Here is an 18,301-nt window from a genome sequence, read left to right as displayed (position 1 = left end):
CGTTATCACCCTTTTCATCACCCTTTTGACCCCCGACAGAGCCGGGGACCACCGCCGGGCCTCCGGCGCGGCCCCGAGGAAAGGCAGAGCAGCGTGAGCGGCAAGGGCGCACCCGAACTGTCCGTACGCAACTGTGGAGACCTGAGGGTGGCCGTCATCGCCGCCCAGTGGCACGACAAGGTGATGGACGGGCTGGTCGAGGGCGCCCTGCGCGCCCTGCGCGAGCTCGGTATCGACGAGCCCACCCTGCTGAGGGTCCCCGGCAGCTTCGAACTGCCGGTGGTCGCCAAGGTGCTCGCGGGCCGGGGCTATGACGCGATCGTGGCGCTCGGCGTGGTCATCCGGGGCGGCACCCCGCACTTCGACTACGTCTGCCAGGGCGTCACCCAGGGGCTCACCCAGGTCGCCGTGGAGACCGGTGTCCCCATCGGCTTCGGCGTGCTGACCTGCGACACCGAGGAGCAGGCCCTGGACCGGGCCGGGATCGAGGGCTCCACCGAGGACAAGGGCCACGAGGCCGTGACGGCGGCGGTGGCGACGGCGGCGACGCTCCGCACGGTGAGCGAGCCCTGGCGCTAGCGCTTTGATGGACCGTGCCGGGCTCACGCGCCCTGGTACTCGCACCCCTGGGCCCGATGGCCCGGGGGCCCCTCACCGCAGTGGCTCCCTTCCCCGCTCCCGTACGGACCGGGGCGCCCCGCGCGCCCCGGCGCTCTGCCCCGGCTGTACGGAGCGATCCGTTCCGTTCGTATCGGCCGATTCTCCGCTCCCGTACGGAGCGATCCGCCCTTCTCGTACGGAGGCGGTTCTGCGGGCGCCCCTCGGACCCCGCCGCGCCCGCGACCCCGTACCCTAAAGACCATCATGGCGAACAAAACCTTCGAAGAGCTCTTCGCCGAGCTCCAGCTCAAGGCGCAGAACGGCGACCCCGCCACCTCCCGTACCGCCGAGCTCGTGGACAAGGGGGTCCACGCCATCGGCAAGAAGGTCGTCGAGGAGGCCGCCGAAGTCTGGATGGCCGCCGAGTACGAGGGCAAGGAGGCCGCCGCCGAGGAGATCTCCCAGCTGCTCTACCACGTCCAGGTGATGATGGTGGCGCGCGGGATCTCGCTTGACGACGTCTACGCCCATCTCTGAGCGTCACCCTCTCCGAGCACCACCCGAAGCACGTCCGCACGTTCCCCCACCACATCGACGTAAGGAAGCCCATCTCATGCTGCGCATCGCCGTCCCCAACAAGGGTTCACTGTCCGGACCTGCGTCGGCGATGCTCCATGAGGCCGGGTACCAGCAGCGCAAGGAGTCCAAGGAGCTGGTGCTCGTGGACCCGGTGAACGAGGTGGAGTTCTTCTACCTCCGCCCGCGCGACATCGCCATCTACGTCAGCTCCGGCCGTCTCGACATCGGCATCACCGGCCGTGACCTGCTGCTGGACTCCGGCGCGAACGCCGAGGAGATCCTCCAGCTCGGCTTCGCCCGCTCCACCTTCCGCTACGCCGCCAAGCCGGGCACGGCCACCGGTCTCGCGGACTTCGCCGGGATGACGATCGCCACCTCCTACGAGGGGATCGTCGCCAAGCACCTCGCCGACAACGGCACCGACGCCTCCGTGGTCCACCTCGACGGCGCGGTGGAGACCGCGATCGAGCTGGGGGTCGCCCAGGTCATCGCGGATGTCGTCGAGACCGGCACCTCGCTGCGGAACGCCGGTCTGGAGATCGTCGGCGAGCCGATCATGACCTCGGAGGCCGTGGTCATCCGGCGTACCGGCGCCGCGGAGGACGACCCGAAGGTGGCGCAGTTCCTCCGCCGTCTCCAGGGCGTCCTGGTCGCCCGCTCCTACGTGATGATGGACTACGACTGCCGGGTGGAGCACCTGGAGCGCGCGGTCGCGCTCACCCCCGGTCTTGAGTCCCCGACCATCTCGCCCCTCCACCACGAGGGCTGGGTCGCGGTCCGGTCGATGGTCGCCGCCAAGGAGGCGCAGCGGATCATGGACGATCTCTATGAGCTGGGCGCGCGCGCCATCCTGACCACGGCCATCCACGCGTGCAGGCTCTGACCGGATCCCGCGCCCTGACCCCGGCCATGGCTCAGGCCGGGGTCCCGGCGACGACCTCGGCCCGGCTCTCGGCCCGGCCCTCGGCCTCGACGGATCCGGCACCGGTGATGACTCCGGCTCCGGCGATGGCCCCGGCGGCGATCGTGGCCGGGCCGGCCGCACGGACCCCGGACCCCCTCAGCACCTCCGCGACACACCAGGCCCCCGCGACACACCAGGCGAGCAACGAATGAGCGACACCATGCCCACCACCATCCCCGCCCTCCCCGTGGTCTTCCGGCCGAACCGCACCCGGGCCGTACTCCTGGCCGTCGGCGCGGTGATGGTGACCGTGATCGTCGCCGTCGCCGTCATCCTGGAGCGGCTCAGCCTGGGGGAGCGGATCAGCTTCGTCTTCACCGCGCTGCTGTTCGCCGGTGCCCTCTGGGTCCTCAGCAGGCCCAAGGTGGTCGCCGACGAGGAGGGTGTCACCGTCGTCAACTTCACCCGGGTGCGCCGACTGGCGTGGGCGGAGATCCTCCGGGTGAACCTCCGTCCGGGTGATCCCTGGGTCTTCCTCGATCTGAGCGACGGCACCAGCCAGCCCGTGCTCGGTATCCAGCCGGGAATCGCCCGGGAGCGCGCGATCCAGGACGCCCGCGCGCTGAAGGCGCTTGTCGAGTCGCGCGGTGCGGCACGGCCGTAGCGCGCATCCGCGCACTCCACCGCGCCGCCCTGGTGGCGCGCTGATGTCACCGGATGCGCACGGGGCGTGACTACTCTGGTGGCGGCGGCGCCCCGTGCGCCCCGTCCCGCTGTCCTGCACCGCTCGGCGGCCGCTCCCGGCGGCCGTGGCGAGACGACCCTCGTGACGCGCCCGTCGCCCGACCGGCGACCTCCGTGACACGACCGTCCTGACGCGAGTGTCGTGGATCCGTCCGCCGTCGCGGCGGTCACGGCCAGCCACGTCCGCGCGTCCGCCGCCCACGCGTCGTCCGCCGACGCGACCGCCGAGCGCGGCCCGCGGGGCTCCTGCGACCAGGGGAGTGACACCCTCCGGCCATGGACGGACCGTCCGGCAGTACCCGCGCCGCCCCCTCCGCCGGGGTGGCGGCATGATCGTTCCTCTCTCCCTCCTCGCTCTCGCCCTGCTGCTGATTCTCGCCAACGGCTTCTTCGTGGCGGCCGAGTTCGGCCTGGTCACCGTGGAACGGCCGGAGGCCGAACGGGCCGCGGCCGACGGTGACCGCCGCGCCCGCCGGGTGGTCTCGGCCCTGCGCGAGCTGTCGTTCCAGCTCTCCGGCACCCAGCTCGGCATCACCCTCACCTCCCTCGCCGTCGGCATGCTGGCGCAGCCCGCGCTCGGACGGCTGCTCGACGGGCCGCTGACGGCGACCGGGCTGCCTCGCGCGGTGGTCCCCGGTGTGGCGGTGGTGGTCGGGATGCTGTGTGCCTCCGCCGTCCAGATGGTCGTCGGGGAACTGGTCCCCAAGAACTGGGCCGTCTCCCGGCCGCTCCAGGTCGCGCGGTTCGTCGCCGGACCCCAGCAGCTCTTCGCGACCGTGTTCCGGCCCATGATCACCCTGCTGAACACGGTCGCCAACCGGCTCGTACGGCTCTTCGGGGTGGAGCCCGCCGATGAGCTGGCCTCCGCCCGTACCCCCGGTGAATTGGTGGCCCTCGCCCGGCACTCGGCGCGCCGGGGCGCGCTGACACCGGACACGGCGGACCTCTTCGTCCGGGCGCTCTCCCTCGGCGGGCTCACCGTGCGCCATGTGATGACCCCGAGGGTGGAGACGGTGGCGCTGCGCAGTGACACCACCGCCGCTGACATCGTCAACCTCACCCGTGCCACCGGCCTCTCCCGTTTCCCTGTCTACCGGGAGCGCATCGACGAGGTCATCGGCATGGTCCAGCTCAAGGACGCCCTCGCGGTCCCCGCCGCCGAGCGGGCCCGCACCCCGGTCGCCGCACTCGCCGTCGCGCCCCTGCTGGTGCCCCAGACCCTGTCGGCGCAGCGGCTGCTGGACCGGCTCCGCAGCGAACAGCCGATCGCCGTCGTCGTCGACGAGTACGGCGGTACGGCGGGGGTGGTCACCCTGGAGGACATCGTGGAGGAGCTGGTGGGCGAGGTCCGGGACGAGCACGACGGGGACGGCGCCGACCGGCCCGAGCTGTCGCCCCTCGCCGCCGACGGCGGCCCCCCGGTCTGGGAGGCGGACGGAAGCTGCCGGGTGATCACCCTGCGGCGGATGGGCGTCGAGGTGCCCGACGGGCCGTACGAGACGGTCGCGGGGCTCGTCGCCGGACTGCTCGGCCGCATCCCGGCCCCCGGCGACCGGGCCGAACTGCCCGGATGGCTGCTCTCGGTCCGCCAGGTGGACCGGCACCGCGCCGACCGGGTCCGCCTGGTACGGGTGGAACCGGGAGCGCCGCCGCCGGAACGGGCCCCGGTGCCGTCCGTCGGCGCCCCGGTGGCGGGGGCCGGGCGGTGAGCGCCTGCCAACTGGCCCTGGCCGCGCTGCTGGTGCTGGCCAACGGCTTCTTCGTGGGGGCCGAGTTCGCGCTCGTCTCCGTACGGCGCAGTCAGATCGAGCCGCTCGCCGTGACCTCGGCGCGCGCCCGGCGGGTGCTGTACGGGCTGGAGAACCTGCCCCGGATGATGGCGGCGGCCCAGTTCGGCATCACGGTCTGCTCCCTCACCCTCGGCGCCGTCGCGGAACCCGCCGTGGCCCATCTGCTGGAACCTCTCTTCCCCCTGGTGGGGGTGGACGAGGGGCTGGTCCACCCGCTGGGGTACGCCGGGGCGCTCGCGGTGGTCGTCGTCCTCCACCTCGTCATCGGGGAGATGGTGCCCAAGAACCTCGCGCTGGCCGCCCCCGAGCGGACCGCGCTCTGGCTCAGCCCGGGGCTGGTCGCGTTCGCCCGGCTCAGCCATCCGGTGACCGCGGCCTTCGGCGCCGCGGCCGACTGGGTGCTGCGGCGCTGCGGTGTCGAACCCCGGGACGAGGTGGCCACCGTCTTCACCCGGGCCCAGCTCAGCCGCCTGGTGGAGGACTCGGGCCAGGCGGGGCTGCTGGACCCGGCCGTACGGGAACGGGTGGCCGACGCCCTGGGCCTGGGCAGCCGCCGGGTGAGCGAGGTGGTGATGATCCGCGCGTCCCTGGTGACCGTGGAGCCCTCGGTGACACCCCGCCAGATCGAGGCGCTGACGGTACGGACGGGATACTCGCGCTTCCCGGTGCGCGGTGAGGGGCCGGGTCCCTATCTCGGCTATCTCCATGTCAAGGACGTCCTTGACCTGGAGGAACCCGACCGGGCGGTGCCCCAGCGGGTCTGGCGGCCGATGGTCACCCTCGGCGCCGAACTGCCGCTGGACGACGCGCTCACCGTGATGCGCCGGGCCGCGGCCCATCTGGCGCAGGTCGCCGACGGCACCGGGGAGGTGCTGGGGCTGGTGGCGCTGGAGGATGTGCTGGAGACCCTGGTCGGCGAGGTGCGCGACCCGTCCCACCGGGACCCCCCGCACCCCCGGCCGGAGGAGATCGCGCTGGCGAGCTAGGGCGTGTTTCGAAAGTAGCGGCGTCCGCCCGCAGGGCGGGGCCTGCGGCGTCCGGTGCGTGCAATCGCAAGGCGGAGGGTCGCCCTCGTACTGGACGTACTTGGGCGATTCCGACAACGCGGCGAGTGTGCGTGCCGGGCGTCGCGGGCCAGGCGGGACTTTCGAAACACGCCCTACTGTAGGAGCCCGTCTGGCCGCCCGGTTCAGCTCGCCGGTGGCTCCTGCTGCCCCTTGCCGAGGGGGCCGCGGCCGGAGAGGACCTCCCCGTACGCCTGCATCAGATCGGGCAGTCGCAGGGTGGCGAGGTCCTCCCGGGTCGGGGTGCCCGGGTAGCCGGAGAGCCGCAGATCGCGGTAGGCGCAGCTCTTCTCGTACAGCGTGCGCAGAAAGCGGCCGTTGCCGAGTTCGTCGATCCACCGCTGGTCGACGACATGGCCGCTGATGGAGCGCAGCTCCTCGACGGCCTCCTCGTCCCAGATGTCGTCGCTCTGCGCGGCGAGGGCCACCCCGATCGCGGTCAGTTCCAGCGGGCGGTACGAGGGGAAGTCGACCCGGGTGTTGAAGCGCGAGGTCAGCCCGGGGTTGGCGGCGAGGAGCCGGTCCATGCCCTCGGGATACCCGGCCAGGATGACCACGAGCTGGTCGCGGTTGTCCTCGGCGCGCTTGAGCAGTACCTGGAGGGCCTCGTCGCCGTAGGCGTCGCCCTTGGAGTAGCCGGTGTTGGAGAGGCTGTAGGCCTCGTCCACGAAGAGCACACCGCCGAGGGCGGAGTCGATCAGCTGACCGGCCTTGACGGCGGTCTGGCCGAGGAACTCGCCGACCAGGTCGGAGCGCTGTGCCTCCACCAGATGGTCGCCGCCGAGCAGCCCGAGGGCGTAGAAGACCCGGCCGAGTATGCGGGCGACGGTGGTCTTTCCGGTCCCGGAGGGGCCGGAGAAGACGAAGTGTCGTTTCGGCGGCGCCACGGGAAGGCCCTGACCGGCGCGGAGCCGCGCCATCTCCAGTTGTGCCGACAACGCCTTCACCTGCCGCTTCACCGGCTCCAGACCGACCATCGCGTCCAGTTCCGCGAGGGTCCTGGCGAGCAGCTCCGGATCGGTGGGGCCCTGGGGGAAGACCGGCGGCACCGGCTCCACGGGCAGCACCGAGCGCTGACGGATGATCTCCGGCAGCGGTACGGGAGTGACGGCGCCGGGCACCTGGGTCTGGGTGTCGTAGCCGAAACGGGTCTCGGCGGCCGGGGCGGGGTCCGCGTCGAGCCGCTCCTCGGAGGAGTCCTGGCCGAACCCGGCGAGGGAGACGGCGAGCCCGGTGGAGTCGTCGTAGCCGTCCATGCCGTCCATGCCGTCGTAGTCCGTGATGGCGGCCAGCCGCGCCGAGGTGTCCATGAACGCCGGGTCCACCCGGTGCACCGCGCGGTAGAGCGGGAGCGCCGCCGCGCTGCGGCCGTTGCCCTCATGGGCGCGGGCGAGCCAGTACCGCAGCTCCTTGCGCTGTGGCTGCTCGCTGCGGCAGCGCATCAGGGCGGCCGTCAGCAGGGGCTCGGCCTGGGCGTACATCTCCAGCCGGACCCGGGCCATGCCGCCGAACAGCCCGGCCTCGATGCCCAGCAGCGCGTCGTTGACCAGCGGTTCGGTGTGGCGGACGAGCTGCTCCCAGTCCTTGACGAGATAGGAGCGGCAGGCGTGCAGAAAGCGGACCTGGGGGTCGGCGTCGACGGGCGGCAGCGCGGCGAGTGCCCGGTCCAGCTCGGGTACATGGCGCCCGTCGAGCCAGTGGGAGGCATGGGCGAGCAGGAGGTCCCGCTGGCTCTCCAGTACGGGCTGGACCCACCAGCCCAGCCAGTACCACGAGTTGAGGGTGCGCCGATGGCGGGAGCGCTGTTCGCCGAAGCGTTCGCGGGCGCGGTGCATCCGCAGCAGCGCGGTCGTGGGGTCGACGCGCAGCGCGTGCAGTCCGAGCCAGCCGTCGGCCATCCCGGGATCGAGCCGCACCGCTGTCCGGAACTCTTCCTCGGCCTGCGGGTAGGCCCCCATGGTGTAGGCGTCCACGCCGCGCACCCAGGCGAGGTCGGCCGGGGCCGGTGCGCCCTGCGTGCCGATGTCCATCAGATCCCCCACGAAGTGCAACCGCCGTGCGGTGGACGGGATTTGACCCCACCGAAGGGCATCGTACCTGCGCAGGGAGGCTCAGCCGAAGGGCGCGAGATGATCCAGCTTCGGTGACCGAGGGTGAGGAAATCGGGGCTTCGGAGCGGCTTTCGCGGGCCCGTACGGGGTGGCCGCGGGCAGAACGAAGCCCCCGATCACGGGGGAACAACCGGGGGCTTCGCGTCTGAGGCGGCTCAACAGGCCGCACATTGAGAACGTAAGACCTTTACGCCCCAGGGGTCAAGCAGAGTTCCGGCCCTCTTCCGTCAGATTTCCGACTGCTTGGTATGTCCCTGGAGTATCGCTACTCAGAGTGATCTTCCGGTGGGGTCCGGGTGGTGCGGCGGGCCCCGGACGCACCGCGTATCCCAGGGGAATCTCTCGTATCAGCGCATGGGCGAACGGGCGGGACGGGTCGCTGGCGAAATGGCGAGTCTCCGCCACTGTCCAGCCGTCCCAGAAGGCGGACTGCTCCCGTCCGTCCCGGGTCCGGCCGCGCCGCCAGGAGTCCTCGGCCGCCCGGTCCATCCACAGCAGCCCCGCCAGATACGGCCGCAGCGCCCGTCGTCCGGCGCCGACGCCCTCCACCAGCACCACCGGGGCCGCAGGGAGGGGGTGGGGCGGTCCGAAGCCGCGCCGGACCCAGTCATAGGGGGTGTAGTGGGCCGTGCGGCTGTGTGCGAGGGGGGTGATGACCTGGGTGAGCACGCGGTCGGTCCAGGCGAACAGTTCCTCGTGGGTGGCGAGGTCGTCGAGGTGGAGTACGGGGGTGGCGGCTTCCCCCAGGGCCGCGGCGAGACGGCGGGTGAAGGTGCTCTTGCCGGAACCGGCGTGGCCGTCGACGGCGACGAGGCGCACCGGGCCGCAGGAGGGGGGCCGCGCCCGCACCCACGATGTCACCCGTTCGAGACCGTCCATCCACCCAGCCTATGCCGGTGGTCGGTTTTCCCCGCGCCGGGTCCCCGCGATGTCTCGCTCCCCTGGCGGCGGGGAACGGGAAGGAATACGGCCCGGACGGCGCACGGCCGTAAAAACACCGCTCCCGGGTGCTGGTGGGGTGGGTGGGGCTCAGGTGATAGTGAGGCCGTTGTCCAACGACGATCATGGGAGATCCATGGCTACCACGCGCAGAAACGTGCTGTCGGCCGCCCTCGCCGCCGCGGGCGCCGGCGCTCTGTCCACCTCCGTCGCCCATGCCGCCCCTCCGCGCCCCCGGTCCACGCCGCCGCTGGTGGAGAACCGCTTCTGGAGTACCTGGTCCGACTGGCGCCGGGGTGACGCCGACGGCGTCCGCGCGGTCCCCGGCCGCCGTCCCGGAATCGTCATCGGCCGTCCGGTGGGCCGGATCGACCACACCGACCCCCATACGGGGACCACCACCGCCTGGGAGTACGCCACCTGGACCTCGCCCCGCCATCGCTCCACGGTCCCGGCGACCGAGCTGATCGCCTCCTGGAACGCCCACACCCCGGCGGGCACCTGGATCCAGCTGGAGCTCTCCGGCACGTACGCGGACGGCACCGACACCCCCTGGTTCGTGATGGGGCGCTGGGCGTCCGGTGACAGCGAGCTGCGGCGGACCTCCGTCGACGGTCAGGGCGACGGCCGGGCGAGCGTATGGACCGACACGCTCGCGGTCGATGACGCGGACGGGGGCACCCGGCTGACCGGCCACCGGCTGCGGCTCACCCTCTTCCGTACCCCCGGCGGCGCCGTCACGCCGCTGGTCTGGCGGGTCGGCGCGATGGCGTCCGACGTCCCGGCGCGCTTCACGGTCCCCGCCTCCGTACCCCGGCACTCCGGGGAACTGTCCGTGCCCCGGTACTCCCAGAATGTCCATATCGGGCGTTACCCCGAGTATGACAACGGTGGCCAGGCCTGGTGCAGCCCCACCTCGTCCCAGATGATCATCGAGTACTGGGGCCGCCGCGCCACCCCCGAACAGCTGGCCTGGGTGGACCCCGCCTATGACGACCCCCAGATCTGCCACGCCGCCCGCGCCACCTACGACCACCAGTACCAGGGGTGCGGGAACTGGCCCTTCAACGCCGCCTATGCCGCCACCTACCCCGGGATGAACGCGGCCGTCACCCGGCTATCCTCGCTGGCCGACGTCGAACGCCTGGTCGCGGCGGGGATCCCGGTGATCACCTCCCAGTCCTTCCTCGCCTCCGAGCTCACCGGCGCGGGCTACGGCACGACGGGCCATCTGATGACCGTGGTCGGTTTCACACCCGATGGCGACGTGATCGCCAACGATCCCGCCTCCCCGGGGAACGCGGCCGTACGCAGGGTCTACCGCCGTCGCGAGTGGGAGACCATCTGGCTGCGCACCAAGCGCTACGACGCCCAGGGCCGGGTCCGCTCGGGCAGCGGCGGGGTCTGCTACCTCTACTGGCCCCAGGGCCTCACCAGCCCCCAGCGCCGGGTCCTCGCCGGTCTCGGCCTGCGCTGACGTGACCCGCGTCTCTACCCCTCGGGGGCCCCGGCTGGCACTGTGGTCACAGCCCCCGGGTGCCACCGGGGCGGCCCCCCACCGTACGACCCCGTGAGACGCCCATGACCGCTGTGAACGCTGTGAACGCAGTGAACTCAGTGAACTCAGCGAATTCAGCGCACCCCACCGCGCCCGCCGTTCCCCGCTCCCGTACCGGCGGCCCCGACGACGGGCCGGAACTGCTCGAACACGTCCTCGGCTGGATCCTCGTGGTCGTGGTCGCGATGCTCGTCACCCGCCTCGGTCTGCTCTGATCCGCGTATCGCCGGCCCGCCGGAGGACCCGGCCCGCACCTCCGGAAGGTCCCCTGGCGGGTCTGCCATACTGCGAAGATCCCCCGTCCCTGTGAGACAAGGGCGTACATGCATCAGGGTGAACGGCGCGGTACGACCGCGAGATCCCGGGCCCGCCGGGCGGAACTGCTCGCGATCGGGCGGAAGTTGTTCGCCGACACCTCGTACGACGCCCTCTCCATGGACGACATCGCCCGACACGCGGGCGTCGCCAAGGGCCTGATCTACTACTACTTCGAGAGCAAACGCGGCTACTACCTCGCCATCATCGAGGACTCCGTCGCCGATCTCCTCTCCCGTGCGGCCGGTCACCCCGAACTTCCCCGCGCCCAGCGGCTGCGCGGAACCATCGACGGCTATCTGCGGTACGCCCAGACCCACCAGGCCGCCTTCCGCGCCATCGTCACGGGCGGTGTCGGCTTCGACACCCAGGTGCAGTCCATCCGCGGCGCGGTACGCGAGGAACTGGCCGCCACCATCGCCGAGGGCGCCTACGGCACCCGGGACGTGCCGGTCCTCGCCCGGCTGGCGCTCCTCGGCTGGCTCGGCAGCGTCGAACAGATCACCCTCGACTGGCTCTCCCACCAGGAGGTGGACCGGGAGCTGCTGTGCGCCCTGCTGATCCGGCTGCTGCGGGCCACGCTGGCGACGATCGAGGAGTTCGAGCCCGGCTGCCCCCAGCCGCCCCTGGAGTACGTACCTCCGCCCTATCCGCAGCACGGGACCGCCGTCCCCCCGCCGTCGGGGGCCGCGGCGCCGTGATCACGCGTCGCTGTGACCCGTGACGTAAATCCGCTGATCGGGCATACTCGTCGCGCCACGGGCCGTCCACCGCGGTTCTTCTGTGATCCAGAAGGGCAGCATCGGCCTGGCAGCACGACCGGCGGGTGCCGCGCCCAGACCCCGGCGCGCGACGCCGTGACGCCCCGTACAGGGAGGAGAGCGCCGCAATGCCCGACCGCGCCCCGCAGCAGGTGGAGCGTCCCCTGCCCACCGAAGAGGCCAGGGAACTGATCGGCCTGGTCCGTGATATCGCCGAGCGGGAGATCGTCCCGCGCGCCGCCGAGGAGGAGGAAGCGGGCCTCTTCCCCCGTGAACTCTTCACCCTCCTCTCGGAGTCCGGTCTCCTCGGACTGCCGTACGACGGTGAGTACGGCGGTGGGGACCAGCCCTACGAGGTCTACCTCCAGGTCCTGGAGGAGCTGGCCGCCGCCCGTCTCACCGTGGGCCTCGGCGTCAGCGTGCACTCCCTCGCCTGCCACGCCCTCGCCGGGTACGGCACCAAGGAGCAGCTGACCGAGCAGCTGCCCGCCATGCTCGGCGGCGGTCTCCTCGGCGCGTACTGCCTCTCCGAGCCCGCGTCCGGCTCCGACGCCGCCTCCCTGCGGACCAAGGCGGTCCGCGACGGCGACGACTGGGTGATCAGCGGGACGAAGGCGTGGATCACCCATGGGGGAGTCGCCGACTTCTACACCGTGCTCGCCCGCACCGGCGAGGAGGGCTCCCGGGGGATCACCGCGTTCCTGGTGCCCGGGGACGCGCCGGGCCTTGCGGCCGCCGCCCCGGAGAAGAAGATGGGGATGAAGGGCTCACCCACGGCCCAGCTCCACTTCGACGGCGTGCGGGTCTCCGACGACCGCCGCGTCGGCCAGGAGGGACAGGGCTTCTCGATCGCGCTCGCCGCCCTGGACGCGGGGCGGCTGGGGATCGCCGCCTGCGCCGTGGGCGTCGCCCAGGCGGCCCTGGACACGGCGCGCGGATACGCCACCGGGCGGGAGCAGTTCGGACGGCCCATCGCGGACTTCCAGGGACTGCGCTTCCTGATCGCCGACATGGCGACCCGGGTCGAGGCGGGCCGGGCGCTCTACCTGGCCGCGGCCCGGCTGCGGGACGCCGGCCGGCCCTTCTCCCGGCAGGCCGCGATGGCCAAGCTGTTCTGCACGGACGCGGCGATGAGCGTCACGACCGACGCCGTCCAGGTGCTCGGCGGCTACGGCTACACCGCCGACTTCCCGGCCGAGCGCTATATGCGCGAGGCCAAGGTCCTCCAGATCGTGGAGGGGACCAACCAGATCCAGCGGATGGTCATCGCCCGCCATCTGCTGGGCCCCGAGAGCCGCTGACGGGCCGCTGGCCGCAGGCGGGACCGTGTCGGCGGCCCGCCACGGCGCGGGCCCGCGGTCGCGGAACCGGTGTGGCGCGCCCGTGGTCGCGGAGCCCGTACGGACCGTCCGGGGTTCCGGCGTCCGTACGACGGCGTATACCGGGAACGGGCGTCCACCGGGCACCGGCGGCGAGGCGAGGGGTGCGGGTCAGAAGACGCGAGGGGCGCGCATAAGAAAGGGCCTGACGCCGTCAGGGGCGTCAGGCCATCGAGTCCGCCGGGTGGACCGGGCGCTTCGGCGCCGGTGCCGGGGACGTCTTCGGGAGCCGCGGTGGAGCCTCGCGTCCGGTCGGGGACGACCATTGACCGGGGCTCAGGCCGCGCGGCGGTGGGTCTGGGCGCTACGGTCGCGGGCCGGGACCGGAATCACGGCGGTGGCGGGGACGGGGGGCATGGCCACGCGCGGCCGCAGCGGGCGGGAGCCGGGACCACCCACGTGGGAGAAGGGCTGCATCCGCCAGTCCAGTCCCTGAGGGAGCGTCAGCAGCAGCCCCATGTCCTGCTCCTGGGGTTCCAGGGACTCGTCGGCGGGCTGGGCCGAGGAGGCGGAGCGACCGGTTCCAGCACAGACGGTGAGGCCGAACGGCTTCCAGGGAGTGGGGCACAGCGCGTGCTCCGGAAGGACCTCTTCGCCCGGGAGGAGAGCGATGGGCTGGGCACAGTCCGCGCAGATGACCCGGTACATCTCGAAGGTGTCGTACTCGTCGAGCTCGTCCACCTCGGCGGCGTCAGCCGGATCGAGAGGCTCCGATTCGGGGCGGACGTTCTTCACACTCTGCATGGGTTTCTCCCCCTCGGGTGGGCCGGACGGGCGTCTGTGGCCCCGACCACAGCAAGCACTTCCCCATGCCCCCTGCCGGTAACCATGAGGTCACGGCCGAGGGGCCACCGATTGTGTGGCGTTCGTCACATGCCAGCCGCAGATGCCCCGGTGAGACGCTTCCGGCTGTGCGGAGACGACCTGGGCAATTAAGTTGATCCGCATGGAGGAGCTGGATCGTCAGATCGTTGAACTGCTTGTCAAGGACGGGCGCATGAGCTACACGGATCTGGGCAAGGCCACCGGCCTGTCCACCTCCGCGGTGCATCAGCGCGTCCGCCGGCTGGAGCAGCGCGGAGTGATCCGCGGCTATGCCGCCGTCGTGGACCCCGAGGCGGTCGGGCTGCCGCTCACCGCGTTCATCTCGGCCAAGCCCTTCGACCCCAGCGCGCCCGACGACATCGCCGAGCGACTCGCGGGCGTCCCCGAGATCGAGGCGTGCCACAGCGTGGCGGGCGACGAGAACTACATCCTCAAGGTGCGCGTCGCCACTCCGCTGGAGCTGGAACACCTGCTCACCCGGATCCGCTCGCTCGCCGGGGTCTCCACACGTACCACCGTGGTCCTCTCCACCCCGTACGAGGCCCGGCCGCCACGCATCTGAACACCCTTCCCGCGCCGGGGGCGGCGCGGGCCCCGAGCCCGGTCCCCGGGGGGCCGGGCGCACTGCCTAGGCTGGGCCCATGACCGAGAGCACCGCCCCGCACGGCGACCCCCGCACGATCCTGCTGCGCCGTGGCGAAGTCCACAGCCCCGCCGACCCCTTCGCCACCGCGATGGTCGTCGAACGGGGTCATGTCGCCTGGGTCGGCTCCGAGGGTGCGGCCGACGCCTTCGCCGACGGGGTGGACGAGGTCGTCGACCTCGACGGGGCCCTGGTGACCCCCGCGTTCACCGACGCCCATGTCCACACCACCGCGACCGGGATCGCCCTGACCGGGCTCGACCTGTCCATGGCGGACAGCCTCGCGGACGCGCTGCGCCGGGTGCGGGAGCACGCCCGCGCGCACCCGGGCGGTGGGGTGCTCCTCGGGCACGGCTGGGACGCCAGCCGCTGGCCCGAGCGGCGCCACCCGGGCCGGGCCGAACTGGATGAGGCCGCCGGTGGCCGACCGCTCTACCTGACCCGGATCGACGTCCACTCGGCCGTCGTCACCACGGCGCTGCTCGATCTCGTACCCGGGGTCACCGGCCTGGCCGGCTATCACCCGGAGGGGCCGCTCACGGCCGCCGCCCACCACGCCGTACGGGCCGCCGCGCACGCCGCGATCACGCCCGCGCAGCGGGACGCCGCCCAGCGCGCCGCCCTGGAGCGGGCCGTCTCCCTGGGCATCGGCACGGTCCACGAGTGCGCCGGGCCCGACATCTCCGACGAGGCCGATCTGGGCGCCCTGCTGGAGCTGGCGCGGACCCGGCCCGGCCCCCGGGTCGTCGGCTACTGGGCCGAGGCCATCGCCGACGCCGAGGGGGCCGCGCGGATCCGCGGGCTGGGGGCCCTGGGCGCGGCGGGCGACCTCTTCGTCGACGGTTCCCTCGGCTCCCACACCGCCTGTCTGCACGAGCCCTACACCGACGGGAACCACACCGGGCTCGCCCATCTCGACGCGGACGCCGTCGCCGCCCATGTCGCCGCCTGTACGGAGGCCGGGCTCCAGGCCGGTTTCCACGCCATCGGCGACGCCGCGCTCACCACCGTCGTGGCGGGGGTGCGGGCCGCCGCCGAGAAGGTCGGGCTGGCCCGGGTGCGGGCCGCGCGCCACCGGGTGGAGCACGCCGAGATGCTCACCCCCGAGACCATCGCCGCCTTCGCCGAACTCGGGCTCACCGCCTCCGTACAGCCTGCCTTCGACGCGGCCTGGGGTGGGGACGGCGGGATGTACGCCGAGCGGCTCGGGGTGGAGCGGGCGCGGACCCTCAATCCGTACGCCGCGCTGCTGCGGGCCGGGGTGCCGCTGGCGCTCGGCTCGGACGCCCCCGTGACCCCGCTGGACCCCTGGGGGACGGTCCGTGCGGCCGCCTTCCACCGCACCCCCGAGCACCGGATCTCCGTACGGGCCGCCTTCACCGCCCACACCCGTGGCGGCTGGCGCGCGGTCGGCCGGGACGACGCGGGGATCCTGGTGCCGGGCGCGCCCGCCGACTACGCGGTGTGGCGGACCGGGGAGCTGCTGGTCCAGGCGCCCGACGACCGGGTCGCCCGGTGGTCCACGGACCCCCGCTCGGGCACTCCGGGACTCCCCGACCTCAGCCCCGGAGCCGAGCTGCCGGTCTGTCTGTGGACGGCCGTGGCCGGGGAAACGGTCTGGGCAAGCGAAGAGCGCCCAAACGAGTGACATACGGACATTTCGCACCGTCCGTCGCCGCTCCGGACGCTCCTCGCCGACCTGCGGATCTTCCCGATGGGACCGGCTGAATGAGGCAAACCGCGCAGATCGCACGACTGTTGACACGGAGCGCCTGCGGACGGGTAGGTTCGGCCGAGTCCACCACAGGACGTCCGGCCGGCTGGATCTCCACGCAGTCGTCGAACGCCGCTGGGCCATGGGGCAGTGCGCCGCACCGGGGCACTGCCACTGGGAGCCAGGTCCAGCGCCCGCGCCTCGGGGGCGAGGGAAGGTTTCAGCCGGACGGCAGGTGCGACCCGGATGGGGTCCGGCGTTCAGTAGACAACGGCTCTCGGTCGACCCGCAGCCAGCGGGTTCCAGGTCGGCCCGAAGGACGCCGGACCCCGCTCCGCACCCCCGCGCGGACACCCCGAGGGGCGCCCGACCGCGCTTTCCGGCCATGAGTCCGAGCGCGATCCACCCGGACGGGCCCATTCCGTTCGACACCCCAGATCCCGGCCGCCGTGGAGCCGTGTCCAGCGGTCGCTATGGTGGGGCTCTGTGCACGGACATTAAAGGGGCAGCAGTGAACGACGGCGCTAGGGTCAGCGAAGCCGAGGGGAAGCGGTACGGACCGCTCGGCCGGTCCTTGGTGATCATTCCGACCTACAACGAGGCCGAGAACATCAAGGCCATCGTCGCCCGGGTGCGCGACGCCGTGCCCGACGCCGACGTCCTCGTCGCCGACGACAACAGCCCCGACGGCACCGGCAAGCTCGCCGACGAGCTGGCCGCCGTCGATGAGCGGGTCAAGGTCCTCCACCGCAAGGGCAAGGAGGGCCTCGGCGCCGCTTATCTGGCGGGCTTCGCCTGGGGCCTGGAGCGCGATTACGGGGTCCTCGTCGAGATGGACGCCGACGGCTCCCACCAGCCCGAGGAACTGCCCCGGCTGCTGACCGCGCTCAAGGGGGCCGATCTGGTCCTCGGCTCGCGCTGGGTGCCCGGTGGACGGGTGGTGAACTGGCCCAAGCACCGCGAGTTCCTCTCCCGCGGCGGCAGCACCTACTCCCGGCTGCTGCTCGGACTCTCCATCCGCGATGTCACCGGGGGATTCCGGGCCTTCCGCGCCGAGACCCTGCGCGGCCTCGGCCTGGACCAGGTCTCCTCCCAGGGCTACTGCTTCCAGGTCGACCTGGCGCGCCGGGCGGTCGCCGCCGGGTACCAGGTGGTGGAGGTGCCCATCACCTTCGTGGAGCGCGAGCTGGGCGACTCCAAGATGAACCGTGACATCGCGGTCGAGGCGCTCTGGCGTGTCGCGGGCTGGGGTCTGTCGGACCGGGCCGGCAAGCTGCGGGGCCGGCCGCACTCCTGAGCCGTGGCCCCGGTCGGCGGGCCCGGAGGCGCCGGGGCGTGGCAGGGGCGGGCTTGAGGGGCCGGATGCCTCTTGATCACCCCCTTACGCCGCTCCGGCGGCCACCCAGGCACACTGGGGGCATGACGACCGGCGCCATGCCCCCGACCACCCCCAAGCGCTCCCGCGCCCGACGCATCACGCCGCTGGCCATCCTGGCCTGGCTGGTCCTGGAGATCTGGCTGCTGGCCCTGGTCGCCCAGGCGACCGGCGCGCTGACCGTGCTCGCCCTGCTCATCGGCGGAGCCGTGGTCGGCGGTGCGGTGATCAAACGTGCGGGCCGCCGGGCCTTCCAGTCGCTGAGCGAGACCCTCCAGCGGGCCCAGGCCGGGGAGGTTCCCCAGGCCCCGCCCGCGGGCGAGGGCAACGGGTTCCTGATGCTCGCCGGGCTGCTGCTGATGATCCCCGGGCTGATCTCCGACGCCGTGGGACTCGTGCTGCTGGTGCCCCCGGTCCGTGCGGCGCTCGCGCGGTACGCGGAGCGCTCGCTGGAGCGCCGGATGCGCGCGGCCTCGCCCGGTTCCCTGGGCGACGCCTTCCAGCAGGCCAGGATCCACCGTCCGGACGGGAAGGTCGTCCCGGGCGAGGTGATCGACCCGGACCGCCCGGACCATCCGCGCGGCGGTGCGTATGGGGATGGGGGCCGTTCCTCCGGGGACGGGCCCCGGCCGCCGCTGACGCCCTGAGACCGGCTGGCCGGACCCTGGGGTCCATGCCGGTCCCGCAGGGACCTGGGGTCCGTGCGGGACCGGGTGCCCGCCTCCGTGTGGCCCCCTGGCGGCCCGCTGTGCCGTCCGGGAGGAGCGTGTACGAGAGGGCTTGACCCCGTTGCCGGGCCCCTGGGAGTGGGGGAGTGGCGGGCCGGGAGAGGCCCCGTAGCGGCCAGGGAGCGGGGCCACGGCGGCCGGGTCGGCGAAACCGTAGCTCGGCCGGATTGGCGGAGCCGTAGCGACAGAAAAGCCGCGGGCCGTGTCACGTCCGAGCAGCGTGGCCGTGCCCGTGTCGGCGCGCAGCAGGCCGAGCAGGACCCGGATGGTGG

At 72.7% G+C, this 18,301-nt stretch carries 18 protein-coding genes; 14 read left to right on the top strand and 4 right to left on the bottom strand.

Translation table 11 applies throughout. From position 1 onward, the window contains the following. Positions 1–93 precede the first annotated feature (93 nt). From ribH to hisG, 3 genes are all read left to right on the top strand, one after another. Positions 94–579 (top strand): 6,7-dimethyl-8-ribityllumazine synthase, encoded by a 486-nt coding sequence (gene ribH, locus ACFVIM_RS05970; RefSeq protein ID WP_384299018.1) that lies wholly within the window; start codon positions 94–96, stop codon positions 577–579. A gap of 285 nt (positions 580–864) precedes the next feature. After that, entirely contained in the window at positions 865–1,137 is a 273-nt protein-coding gene (locus tag ACFVIM_RS05965; protein ID WP_384299015.1) for a phosphoribosyl-ATP diphosphatase, read from the top strand. Between the two features lie 76 nt (positions 1,138–1,213). Then, entirely contained in the window at positions 1,214–2,062 is an 849-nt protein-coding gene (gene hisG / locus ACFVIM_RS05960) for an ATP phosphoribosyltransferase (protein WP_384299012.1), read from the top strand. 31 nt (positions 2,063–2,093) lie between these two features. On the opposite strand, the gene ACFVIM_RS05955 is transcribed toward hisG, so the two are convergent. After that, positions 2,094–2,288 carry a hypothetical protein gene (locus tag ACFVIM_RS05955; protein ID WP_384299010.1) on the bottom strand — a complete coding sequence of 65 codons (195 nt, stop codon included), beginning with the start codon at positions 2,286–2,288 and terminating at the stop codon, positions 2,094–2,096. Positions 2,289–2,303: 15 nt separating this feature from the next. Here ACFVIM_RS05955 and ACFVIM_RS05950 point away from each other — a divergent pair, with 15 nt between their 5' ends. The 3 genes from ACFVIM_RS05950 (at position 2,304) to ACFVIM_RS05940 (ending at position 5,603) form a co-directional block, all read left to right on the top strand. Next, positions 2,304–2,747 (top strand): PH domain-containing protein, encoded by a 444-nt coding sequence (locus ACFVIM_RS05950; RefSeq protein WP_384299008.1) that lies wholly within the window; start codon positions 2,304–2,306, stop codon positions 2,745–2,747. 409 nt (positions 2,748–3,156) lie between these two features. Next, on the top strand, positions 3,157–4,536 hold the full coding sequence (locus tag ACFVIM_RS05945) for a hemolysin family protein (protein ID WP_384299005.1): 1,380 nt from the start codon (positions 3,157–3,159) through the stop codon (positions 4,534–4,536). After that, entirely contained in the window at positions 4,533–5,603 is a 1,071-nt protein-coding gene (locus tag ACFVIM_RS05940; RefSeq protein ID WP_384299003.1) for a hemolysin family protein, read from the top strand. The genes ACFVIM_RS05945 and ACFVIM_RS05940 overlap by 4 nt, the downstream gene beginning before the upstream one ends. Positions 5,604–5,806: 203 nt before the next feature. Here ACFVIM_RS05940 and ACFVIM_RS05935 read toward each other — a convergent pair whose 3' ends face one another. Both ACFVIM_RS05935 and ACFVIM_RS05930 read right to left on the bottom strand, forming a co-directional pair. Next, positions 5,807–7,711, bottom strand: coding sequence for an AAA family ATPase (locus tag ACFVIM_RS05935; RefSeq protein ID WP_384299001.1), 1,905 nt, complete (start codon positions 7,709–7,711; stop codon positions 5,807–5,809). Positions 7,712–7,993: 282 nt separating this feature from the next. After that, on the bottom strand, positions 7,994–8,671 hold the full coding sequence (locus ACFVIM_RS05930) for a uridine kinase (RefSeq protein ID WP_384298998.1): 678 nt from the start codon (positions 8,669–8,671) through the stop codon (positions 7,994–7,996). A gap of 196 nt (positions 8,672–8,867) precedes the next feature. On the opposite strand from ACFVIM_RS05930, the gene ACFVIM_RS05925 reads away from it, so the two are divergent. From ACFVIM_RS05925 to ACFVIM_RS05910, 4 genes are all read left to right on the top strand, one after another. Then, positions 8,868–10,208: a C39 family peptidase gene (locus ACFVIM_RS05925; protein WP_384298996.1), complete on the top strand. Its 1,341-nt coding sequence runs from the start codon at positions 8,868–8,870 to the stop codon at positions 10,206–10,208. 140 nt (positions 10,209–10,348) lie between these two features. Next, positions 10,349–10,504 carry an SCO1431 family membrane protein gene (locus ACFVIM_RS05920; RefSeq protein WP_384298994.1) on the top strand — a complete coding sequence of 52 codons (156 nt, stop codon included), beginning with the start codon at positions 10,349–10,351 and terminating at the stop codon, positions 10,502–10,504. A 108-nt stretch (positions 10,505–10,612) separates the two neighbouring features. After that, positions 10,613–11,305, top strand: a complete 693-nt coding sequence (locus ACFVIM_RS05915; RefSeq protein ID WP_384298991.1) for a TetR/AcrR family transcriptional regulator — start codon at positions 10,613–10,615, stop codon at positions 11,303–11,305. 188 nt (positions 11,306–11,493) lie between these two features. Then, complete coding sequence (locus ACFVIM_RS05910) at positions 11,494–12,666, top strand: acyl-CoA dehydrogenase family protein (protein ID WP_384298989.1); 1,173 nt, start codon at positions 11,494–11,496, stop codon at positions 12,664–12,666. A 354-nt stretch (positions 12,667–13,020) separates the two neighbouring features. On the opposite strand, the gene ACFVIM_RS05905 is transcribed toward ACFVIM_RS05910, so the two are convergent. Continuing rightward, positions 13,021–13,488: a hypothetical protein gene (locus ACFVIM_RS05905; protein ID WP_384298987.1), complete on the bottom strand. Its 468-nt coding sequence runs from the start codon at positions 13,486–13,488 to the stop codon at positions 13,021–13,023. A gap of 202 nt (positions 13,489–13,690) precedes the next feature. Here ACFVIM_RS05905 and ACFVIM_RS05900 point away from each other — a divergent pair, with 202 nt between their 5' ends. From ACFVIM_RS05900 to fxsA, 4 genes are all read left to right on the top strand, one after another. Beyond that, positions 13,691–14,131 carry an Lrp/AsnC family transcriptional regulator gene (locus ACFVIM_RS05900; protein WP_384298984.1) on the top strand — a complete coding sequence of 147 codons (441 nt, stop codon included), beginning with the start codon at positions 13,691–13,693 and terminating at the stop codon, positions 14,129–14,131. Between the two features lie 79 nt (positions 14,132–14,210). Then, the gene (locus ACFVIM_RS05895; protein WP_384298982.1) at positions 14,211–15,860 is read left to right on the top strand and encodes an amidohydrolase; all 1,650 of its coding nucleotides are present in this window, start codon (positions 14,211–14,213) and stop codon (positions 15,858–15,860) included. A gap of 577 nt (positions 15,861–16,437) precedes the next feature. Further along, positions 16,438–17,223 (top strand): polyprenol monophosphomannose synthase, encoded by a 786-nt coding sequence (locus ACFVIM_RS05890; RefSeq protein WP_384298980.1) that lies wholly within the window; start codon positions 16,438–16,440, stop codon positions 17,221–17,223. Positions 17,224–17,345: 122 nt separating this feature from the next. Further along, positions 17,346–17,948, top strand: a complete 603-nt coding sequence (gene fxsA, locus ACFVIM_RS05885; protein ID WP_384298977.1) for an FxsA family membrane protein — start codon at positions 17,346–17,348, stop codon at positions 17,946–17,948. Positions 17,949–18,301 lie beyond the last annotated feature (353 nt).

Origin of the sequence: Streptomyces sp. NPDC057638 (genome assembly GCF_042800315.1) — a bacterium.
GTDB lineage: Bacteria > Actinomycetota > Actinomycetes > Streptomycetales > Streptomycetaceae > Streptomyces.
Note: the sequence above shows the minus strand (reverse complement) of the source record. Positions and strands in the feature narration are given on the sequence as shown.

Excerpts from the sequence above, each read along its gene's own strand:
- ACFVIM_RS05965 (WP_384299015.1), top strand. The coding sequence starts at position 865 with ATGGCGAACAAAACCTTCGAAGAGCTCTTCGCCGAGCTCCAGCTCAAG.
- hisG (WP_384299012.1), top strand. The coding sequence starts at position 1,214 with ATGCTGCGCATCGCCGTCCCCAACAAGGGTTCACTGTCCGGACCTGCG.
- ACFVIM_RS05950 (WP_384299008.1), top strand. The coding sequence starts at position 2,304 with ATGCCCACCACCATCCCCGCCCTCCCCGTGGTCTTCCGGCCGAACCGC.
- ACFVIM_RS05945 (WP_384299005.1), top strand. The coding sequence starts at position 3,157 with ATGATCGTTCCTCTCTCCCTCCTCGCTCTCGCCCTGCTGCTGATTCTC.
- ACFVIM_RS05935 (WP_384299001.1), bottom strand. The coding sequence starts at position 7,711 with ATGGACATCGGCACGCAGGGCGCACCGGCCCCGGCCGACCTCGCCTGG.
- ACFVIM_RS05930 (WP_384298998.1), bottom strand. The coding sequence starts at position 8,671 with ATGGACGGTCTCGAACGGGTGACATCGTGGGTGCGGGCGCGGCCCCCC.
- ACFVIM_RS05925 (WP_384298996.1), top strand. The coding sequence starts at position 8,868 with ATGGCTACCACGCGCAGAAACGTGCTGTCGGCCGCCCTCGCCGCCGCG.
- ACFVIM_RS05915 (WP_384298991.1), top strand. The coding sequence starts at position 10,613 with ATGCATCAGGGTGAACGGCGCGGTACGACCGCGAGATCCCGGGCCCGC.
- ACFVIM_RS05910 (WP_384298989.1), top strand. The coding sequence starts at position 11,494 with ATGCCCGACCGCGCCCCGCAGCAGGTGGAGCGTCCCCTGCCCACCGAA.
- ACFVIM_RS05905 (WP_384298987.1), bottom strand. The coding sequence starts at position 13,488 with ATGCAGAGTGTGAAGAACGTCCGCCCCGAATCGGAGCCTCTCGATCCG.
- ACFVIM_RS05900 (WP_384298984.1), top strand. The coding sequence starts at position 13,691 with ATGGAGGAGCTGGATCGTCAGATCGTTGAACTGCTTGTCAAGGACGGG.
- ACFVIM_RS05895 (WP_384298982.1), top strand. The coding sequence starts at position 14,211 with ATGACCGAGAGCACCGCCCCGCACGGCGACCCCCGCACGATCCTGCTG.
- fxsA (WP_384298977.1), top strand. The coding sequence starts at position 17,346 with ATGACGACCGGCGCCATGCCCCCGACCACCCCCAAGCGCTCCCGCGCC.